This window comes from Microbacterium sp. Bi128, from assembly GCF_918698205.1.
This window is the reverse complement of sequence record NZ_CAKKMM010000169.1, coordinates 1-8132: the sequence shown is the minus strand read 5'-3', so window position 1 is coordinate 8132 and position 8132 is coordinate 1. Positions and strand designations below refer to the sequence as shown.

The window sequence follows — 8132 nt, the reverse complement described above, 5'->3', positions numbered from 1 at the left end:
GGGTGGGCGCGGATGCCGCGTGCTGCGGCGCGCGCGTGAGTGAGGTGTTCATGCGGAGGCTCCGATGAGGAAGAGCGAGAGAAGAGGCCAGGTGCGGCGAAGGACCGACACGGGGCGGGCAGGTCTCAGAGGACCCGGGCGCGCGGCATCCGATGATCGGACGGCGTCGCGGGAGCGGAGACGGTCGAACGTCTCAACGCGGCGAGGTCACGCCTGGCGAGCAGACATGCCGACGGCGGTGGTCACTCCGCGCGGGGATGGGGACAGCACGGGAACGGCGATGAAGCCGGTGGTGTTGCGAATCATGGGGGTGACCTCCTTTCGACGTCGGTTGCGACCCCCGACGCTAGCGAAGGGATTCAGCGAATGTCAAGCGACCTTCCAGAAAGGCGCGTCGTCCGGGCGGGTCGTGGGCGCATCTGCGGCCTGGCGTCGCGGCTGCCGGGGAGGCGTCCGGTACCGTGATCGCTCAGTACACCGGGTCGGGAAGGCGCATCGGAATGCACCTCAAGAGCGTCACGCTCAAGGGCTTCAAGTCCTTCGCGCAGTCGACGACGTTCGCGCTCGAACCCGGGGTGACGTGCATCGTGGGGCCGAACGGCTCGGGCAAGTCCAATGTCGTCGACGCGCTCGCCTGGGTGATGGGGGAGCAGGGGGCCAAGACCCTCCGCGGCGGCAAGATGGAGGACGTCATCTTCGCGGGTACGTCGACCCGCGGTCCCCTCGGCCGAGCCGAGGTGCAGTTGACGATCGACAACGCCGACGGCGCGCTCCCGATCGACTACAGCGAGGTCACGATCAGCCGCACGCTGTTCCGCACCGGTGCGAGCGAGTACGCGATCAACGGGCAGACGTGCCGTCTGCTCGACGTGCAGGAGTTGCTCAGCGACTCGGGTCTCGGCCGAGAGATGCACGTGATCATCGGGCAGGGGCGCCTCGACACGGTGTTGCAGGCCTCGGCCGAGGAGCGGCGCGGGTTCATCGAGGAGGCCGCGGGCATCCTCAAGCACCGCCGCCGCAAAGAGAAGACCGTTCGCAAGCTCGAAGCCATGGAGACCAACCTCACGCGGCTGAGCGACCTCGCCGGAGAGCTGCGCCGGCAGCTCAAGCCCCTCGGTAAACAGGCCGAGATCGCCCGCGAGGCCGCGACGATCGCCGCTGTCGTGCGCGATGCGAAGGCGCGCCTGTTCGCCGACGAGCTCGTGCGGTTGCGCCGCGAGCTCGCCGATGCGGCCGCGGCCGAGAGCGAGCGGCATACCGAGCGCCTCATGCTGCAGGACCAGGCGGACGGCGTGCGTCAGCGCGTCGAGCGCCTCGAAGAGGAACAGCGGTCCGAGGCCGTGGATCGGGCTCGCCGCGCCGCGTTCTCGCTCGAACAGGTGCAGGAGCGCCTGCGCGGGCTGTACACCCTGGCGGGGCAACGCCTCACGCTGCTGGCCGACGACGACCTCGACGCGTCGTCGCAGGCTCCCACCGTGAGCCAGTCGACCATCGACGACGTCCGGGCCGAGATCGATGACATCGCGGGCGGGTTGGGCGACGCACAGGATGCCGCGGCGGACGCGGCGCGCGGTGTCGCCCGGGCGCGCGCCGAGCTCGACGCGCTCGACGCCGACATCGCCGCGCAGAGCGCTCTCGTCTCCGCGCACGATATGAAGCTCACCGCGCTCCGCGGCTCGGCGGAGGCAGCGGCCTCCGGGTTGGCCGCCGTGCGCGGTGCGGTCGAGCGGCAGCAGCGAGCCCTGGATGCCGCGCTCGAGCGCCGCGCCGAGGCGGAGGAAGCGCGCTCCGCGCTCGACCCCGACGTCACGCCCGAGGAATCGACGGCCGAACACGCTGCCGCGTACGAGCGCGCACAGCGCGAGACCAACGACACTGAGACGGAGGTCGCGGCGTTGCGCGAGCGCCTCCACGCCGTCGATGACGCTGCCGCGGCGTTCTCGGCGGCGCGGGCGGCGCGCGAGGGCGACCTCGGAGTGGTCGAGATCGCGATCGCGGATGCCCCGCATGCCGACTCCGGCGTCTCGCTGGACGGCGGGGTGCGGGCGGTCGACGTCGTCTCGGCGCCGGCGGGAGTGCGCGGCATCCTGTCGGGCGTGATCATCGTCGACGATCTCGCGGCGGCGGAGCGTGTCCGCGCCACCCTGGCCGACAGTCCGGCGGGGACGGTCGTGGTCACGCGCGACGGCGCGGTGCTGACCTCCCGCACGCTGCGCGCCGGGTCGGGCTCGGGCCGATCGCGTCTGGAGCTCGCGGCGGAACGGGACGCGGCGGCCGAGCGGTTGGACGAGATCGTCGTGGTCGCCGATTCCCTGCGGGAGGCGCTGGCGGAAGCCCAGCAATCCCTGACGGAGGCGCGTGCGCGCACGAAGGAGACGCTCGCGACGCTGCGCGCTCACGATGCCGCCCTCGCCGCGCACGCCGAGAAGCTCAACCGCGTCACGGTCCGCCACGAGGCCGCGGTCGCCGAGTGCGAGCGCCTGGAGGCGGGTCTGGCGCAAGCGCAAGCCGCGGTGTCCGACGCCGAGGAGACCGCGCGGATCGCCGACGAGGCGCTCGCCCGCGCCCTCGAGATGCCGCGCCCCCTGCTCGACGCGTCGGCGCGCGAGGGGATGCTCACCGAGCTCGAGTCCGCGCGGGAGAACGAGATGCGCGCGCGACTCGACATCGAGACGCTGCGCGAACGCGTGCGAGCGGGAGAGGCGCGGATCGTTCAGCTCGAGCAGCAACGCGAACGCGAGCGGGCGGCCGCGGACGCCGCGGCGCGACGCGCTGTGATCCGGCGCGCCCAACGCGAGATCGCCGCCGAGGTGTCCGCGGCGTTGCCCGCGCTCCTCGACTCCGTCGATCGGTCGGTCAGCCAGGCTCGCGTCGAACTGGCCACCGCCGAGTCGGCCCGGTCCGCGGTGACCGCGGACCTCGCGCGGGCCCGCAGCGAGGAGACGGCGGTGCGGGAGCGCCTGGCACGTCTGACCGAGAACGTGCACGGTCTGGAACTGCAGATGCACGAGAAACGGCTCCACGTTACGAGCCTGCTCGAGCGCGTGAACTCCGAACTCGCCCTCGACGAGGACATTCTGGTTTCGGAATATGGTCCCGATCAGCCGGTTCCGGCTGGCGATGGCGACGAGACCGTGCCCTTCGACCGCGCGTCCGAGAAGCGTCGGCTCCAGGATGCCGAACGCAAGCTCGCCCAGCTCGGGCGCGTGAACCCGCTCGCCCTCGAAGAATTCGCGGCGCTGGAGCAGCGGCACGCGTTCCTGACCGAGCAGCTCGCCGACCTCCAACAGACACGCGCCGACCTGCAGACGATCATCGCCGACCTCGACGAACGGATGCAGACGATCTTCGTGGCCGCGTTCGAGGACACCCGTGTCGCGTTCGGCGAGATCTTCCCGATCCTCTTTCCGGGCGGCACGGGCAGCATCGCGCTGACCGATCCCGACCATCCCCTGACGACGGGGATCGAGGTCGCCGTGCGCCCGGTCGGCAAGAAGATCGAGCGCCTGTCGCTGCTCTCCGGCGGCGAACGTTCGCTCGCGGCGGTGGCGTTCCTGACCGCGATCTTCACGGCGCGTCCGAGCCCCTTCTACATCCTCGACGAGGTCGAGGCGGCGCTGGACGACGCCAATCTCGGCCGGCTCCTCGGGGTGTTCGAGAAGCTGCGCGAGAGCAGCCAGCTCATCGTGATCACCCACCAGAAGCGCACGATGGAGATCGCCGACGCGTTGTACGGCGTCTCCATGCGGCAGGACGGCGTCTCCGCCGTCGTCGGGCAGCGCGTGGGGGACCGCGCCCGCGCGTCGGCCGAACCCGCCCCCGTAAGCTGAAGCAATGGCTGAGAACTCCTGGTCGCTGGGCCGCGCGCTGCGCGGGCTGTTCGTCAAACCCACGATCGACGAGACCACGTGGGACGACCTCGAGACGGCTCTGCTGACGGCCGATTTCGGTCCCGATGTCACCGAGCGACTGATCGACGAGTTGCGCGAAAAGGTCGAGCGATACCGGACCACCGACCCCAAGGATCTCCAGCGCATGCTGCGCGAGACCCTCGAGGAGCACTTCGCGAAGTTCGACACGACGCTGCGTCTGACCGAGCGGCCCGCAGTGGTCCTCGTCGTCGGAGTCAACGGCGTGGGGAAGACCACGACGATCGGCAAGTTCGCGAAGTTCCTCCAGCGCTACGGTCGCACCGTCGTCGTGGGGGCCGCCGACACGTTCCGCGCCGCCGCCGTCGATCAGCTCGCCACGTGGGCGGAGCGCGGGGGAGCCACGATCGTGCGTCCGCAGCAGGAGGGCCAAGATCCGGCATCCGTCGCCTTCCAGACCGTCGCCCACGCGAAAGAGACGGGCACCGAGATCGTGCTGATCGACACCGCGGGGCGCCTGCACACCAAGGGCGGCCTGATGGACGAGCTCGGCAAGATCAAGCGCGTCGTCGAGAAGCAGGCGCCGATCAGCGAGGTCCTCCTGGTCCTGGATGCCACGACGGGGCAGAACGGTCTGATGCAGGCCCAGGCCTTCCTCGACAGCGCCGGCGTCACGGGCCTGGTGCTCACGAAGCTCGACGGTTCCGCGAAGGGCGGTTTCGTCCTGGCGGTCCAGGAACTCACCGGCATCCCGGTGAAGCTGCTCGGCCAGGGCGAGGGCATCAACGACCTCACCGGCTTCACTCCGCACGTCTTCGCGGCGTCGCTCGTCGACTGATCCCCTTATCGCACTCGGCCGCGCGGGCGGGTCGCCTTCCGCGAGACCCCTCGGGCTGGTTTCATGGGGGCATGGCGATCGAGCACGACTTCTTCGGCCTTCTCGAGTCAGGCCCCGACGGCTCGATCTTCTGGTCTGAGAACGTGGAGTTCGGAGACCAGAGTGTGACCGTCGATCTCACGGCCCCCGATCAGGACGACGTGTCGATCGACGCGCTCGATGTCGCCGCGTCGATGATCGCCTCGCTCGAGGCCATCGACCTCGCCGCGCGGAACGCCATGGTCGACGAACTGGACGACCGCACGAGCGAGGTGACCGAGTACATCCTGCAGCAGCAGGCGACGCTCGGCGAGGAGCTCGACGACCTGCTGAGCGACCCCTCCGGCGACACCCACATCGACGTCATCAAGTCGTTGCAGCTCATGAGCATGACGATCCTCGCCGACGAGCACGGCGGCACCGATCCGTTCGCCGTCCTCGAGTACGCGCTGGATCCGGATGCCACCGACGACGTGCTACTGGTCAACCTCGCGTCGGACGGCAAGGTGCAGTCCGTCTCCAGCGCGGACTGATCCGGCAGACGTTTCTGCGCTCCGCGCCGTTCGTCGACGTCTTCGACGCCGTCGTCAGCCCCGGGTTGGACACGTGTAAGGTCCGCATCCAGGTAAGGTAAGGCTTTCCTACCTCGGAATCATCGAGGTCCTGTCGCGTGAAGGAGTCCCATGTTCGTGCGCTCGCGCCGCCCCGCTCGTGTCCTCGGAGCCGCCGCCCTCATCGTCACCGGCGTGATCGCCATGGCCGGATGCGCGGGTACGGCGCCGTCGGCGGCCGAGTCCGCCATCCCGTCCACCGACGGGTTCCCGGTGACCATCGACTCCGCCCTCGGGCAGACCGCCATCGACGCCAAGCCCGAACGGGTCGCTACGTGGGGCTGGTCGGCACAGGACGCCGTGCTCGCGCTCGGCGTCGTGCCGGTGGCCATGCCGGCGTTCCCTTATGGCGGGGTGGATGGCGTGCTCCCTTGGGACAAGGACGCCATCGACGACCTCGGCGGGCAGACCCCCCAGCTGCTCTCGGGCGGCGACACCAGCACGCCGAACGTGGAGGAGTTCGTGCAGGCCAAGCCTGACGTCATCCTGGCGCCCTACTCCGGACTGACGCAGGAGCAGTTCGACGAGCTCAGCAAGATCGCGCCCGTGGTGGCGTACCCCGACAAGCCCTGGGCCACCTCCTGGCAGGATCAGACGAAGATCGTCGGGCAAGCCCTCGGCCTGTCCGACGACGCCGAGGCGCTCATCTCCCGGACGAACGACGAGATCACGACGCTGGCCGGGAAGTACCCCGTGCTGGAAGGCAAGACCTTCGTCTACGGCGCGAACAACGAGCCCGAGACGTTCAACGTCTTTCGCGAGAACGATCCGCGCGTGCAGCTGCTCACACAACTCGGCATGACGGTCGCGCCCAGCGTCGAGGCGAACGTGCCGGCGTCCGACGCCTCGCGCTACTTCTACAAGGTGAGCTTCGAGAATCTCGGTGCGCTGAGCTCCGACGTGCTCGTGGCCTACTTCGGCACCCAGGATGCCGCCGACACCTTCGTCGGCGACCCGCTCGTGGCGGCAATGCCCCAGGTGAAGGACGGACGGTTCGCGCCCATCGTCGGCGAATCGTTCGTGATGGCCTCGAGCGCGCCCACCGCGCTGTCGATCCCGTGGATGCTCGACCGGTATGTCCCGCAGCTCGCCGCCGTCGCCGCGCGTGTCGGCTGACGTCGTTCCCGCTGCCCGCCGCGCCCGCGTCGACCTCGCCCACCGCCGTCTCGTCGGTGCCGGGATCGTCATCGGCGTGCTTGTCGTCGTCACGGTGCTCGGTGTCGCAGTGGGCTCGGCCGACATCCGGCCCGAGACGGTCTGGACGGCGCTGGCACACTACGACCCCGGCAACCCCGAGCACATCGCGGTCGTCGAGAAGCGCGTCCCCCGCACCGTGGCCGGCCTCCTGGTCGGGGCGGCCCTGGGCATCGCGGGAGCGGTCGCCCAGGGCGTGACGCGCAATCCGCTGGCCGATCCCGGCATCCTGGGCGTGAATCAGGGAGCCGCTCTGGCGGTGGTGGTCGGCATCACCGTGTTCGGGGCGGTCGGTTCGGTCCAGTACATGTGGTTCGCGTGGGTCGGTGGCGCTCTCGCCGCCGCCGTCGTCTGGGCGGTGTCCTCCGGCGGTCGGGAGGGGGCGACACCGGCCAAGCTCTCACTCGCCGGCGCCGCGCTCAGCGCTGCGTTGGCGGGCCTGGTCTCGGCGGTCCTCCTCATCCGGCAGGACGCCCTCGATGCGCTGCGGTTCTGGCAGGTGGGCGCGCTCGCGGGCCGCGGGCTCGACGTGCTGCTCCCGGTGCTGCCGGTGCTGGTCGTCGCGCTGCTGGCGGGGCTCGCCTCAGGCCGAATGCTGAACCTGTTCGCTCTCGGCGACGACACCGCCGCGGGTCTGGGGATGCGCGTCGGACGTGCGCGGCTGGTGGCGGCCCTGATCGTCGTGGCCCTGGCGGGCGGCGCGACCGCCGTAGCCGGTCCCATCGCGTTCGTGGGGCTCGTCGTGCCGCACGTCGTGCGGATGCTTGCGGGGGTCGACTATCGCTGGATCCTGGCGTTCTCCGCGCCTGTGGGCGCGGCGTTCCTCGTTGCCGCAGACGTTGTCGCGCGCGTCGTCGCTCGGCCGGGTGAGGTGCAGGTCGGTGTCGTGGTGGCCGTGGTGGGCGCTCCGGTCTTCATCGCCATCGTGCGACGTATGAGGATGGTGGGCCTGTGACCGCCGTGACGGCGCGCCTGCGGCGCGCCGAGAGGCGTCGCATCGCTCTCGTGGTCGCCGGAGGCCTGGCCCTGGTCGCGGCGCTGACCGTGGTGGCGCTGTCCCTCGGTGCTGCGGCTTTGACCCCTGCCGAGGTGTGGAGCGCTCTCACCGGCACGGGCAGCCGGATCGCGACCTACGTGGTGTGGGACGTGAGGATGCCGCGTGCCACCGCAGCGGTGGTGGTGGGTGCCGCGCTCGGGCTCGCCGGTGCGGTCTTCCAGGTCGTGCTGCGCAATCCGCTGGCCAGCCCCGATGTCCTCGGTGTGACCGCCTCGGCGGGTGCCGTCGGGGTGTTCGCCGTGCTGACCCTTACCGTGAGTGGTCTGACACTGACGGGGTTCGTCGTGATCGGTGGCGTCGCGTCGGCGGCCCTCATCGGTGCCCTCGCGTGGCGACGTGGCATCCACGCCATGCGGCTGGTGCTCGTGGGCGTGGGCGTGTCCGCGCTCGCATCGGCCGTCACCGGCTACCTGCTCACCGTGTCGGACCTGCGCGACGTCAGCGTGGCGTTCACGTGGCTCGTCGGCAATCTCAGCGGCGCGGCATGGCCGGTCGTCGGCTCGACGGGGATCGTCGGGTTGCTT

The 8132-nt window shown here is 70.5% G+C and carries 6 protein-coding genes; all 6 read left to right on the top strand.

What is annotated here, in order from left to right; genetic code table 11:
- Positions 1 to 500: 500 nt before the first annotated feature.
- Positions 501 to 3830: a chromosome segregation SMC family protein gene (locus LQV45_RS13160; protein WP_230007416.1), complete on the top strand. Its 3330-nt coding sequence runs from the start codon at positions 501 to 503 to the stop codon at positions 3828 to 3830.
- A gap of 4 nt (positions 3831 to 3834) precedes the next feature.
- Positions 3835 to 4707 (top strand): signal recognition particle-docking protein FtsY, encoded by an 873-nt coding sequence (gene ftsY, locus LQV45_RS13155; protein WP_230007415.1) that lies wholly within the window; start codon positions 3835 to 3837, stop codon positions 4705 to 4707.
- A gap of 71 nt (positions 4708 to 4778) precedes the next feature.
- A complete protein-coding gene (locus LQV45_RS13150) occupies positions 4779 to 5279 on the top strand; it encodes a DUF2004 domain-containing protein (protein WP_230007414.1) in 501 nt (166 codons plus the stop codon).
- A 150-nt stretch (positions 5280 to 5429) separates the two neighbouring features.
- Positions 5430 to 6473, top strand: a complete 1044-nt coding sequence (locus LQV45_RS13145) for an iron-siderophore ABC transporter substrate-binding protein (RefSeq protein WP_230007413.1) — start codon at positions 5430 to 5432, stop codon at positions 6471 to 6473.
- Positions 6433 to 7506 (top strand): iron ABC transporter permease, encoded by a 1074-nt coding sequence (locus tag LQV45_RS13140; RefSeq protein WP_230007412.1) that lies wholly within the window; start codon positions 6433 to 6435, stop codon positions 7504 to 7506. The genes LQV45_RS13145 and LQV45_RS13140 overlap by 41 nt, the downstream gene beginning before the upstream one ends.
- Positions 7503 to 8132 (top strand): iron chelate uptake ABC transporter family permease subunit (locus LQV45_RS13135; RefSeq protein ID WP_230007411.1); only part of this gene is annotated, 630 nt, incomplete at its 3' end. The genes LQV45_RS13140 and LQV45_RS13135, both read left to right, overlap by 4 nt.

Coding starts and splice junctions, on each gene's coding strand:
- ftsY (WP_230007415.1), top strand. CDS start 3,835: ATGGCTGAGAACTCCTGGTCGCTGGGCCGCGCGCTGCGCGGGCTGTTC.
- LQV45_RS13150 (WP_230007414.1), top strand. CDS start 4,779: ATGGCGATCGAGCACGACTTCTTCGGCCTTCTCGAGTCAGGCCCCGAC.
- LQV45_RS13140 (WP_230007412.1), top strand. CDS start 6,433: ATGTCCCGCAGCTCGCCGCCGTCGCCGCGCGTGTCGGCTGACGTCGTT.
- LQV45_RS13160 (WP_230007416.1), top strand. CDS start 501: ATGCACCTCAAGAGCGTCACGCTCAAGGGCTTCAAGTCCTTCGCGCAG.
- LQV45_RS13145 (WP_230007413.1), top strand. CDS start 5,430: ATGTTCGTGCGCTCGCGCCGCCCCGCTCGTGTCCTCGGAGCCGCCGCC.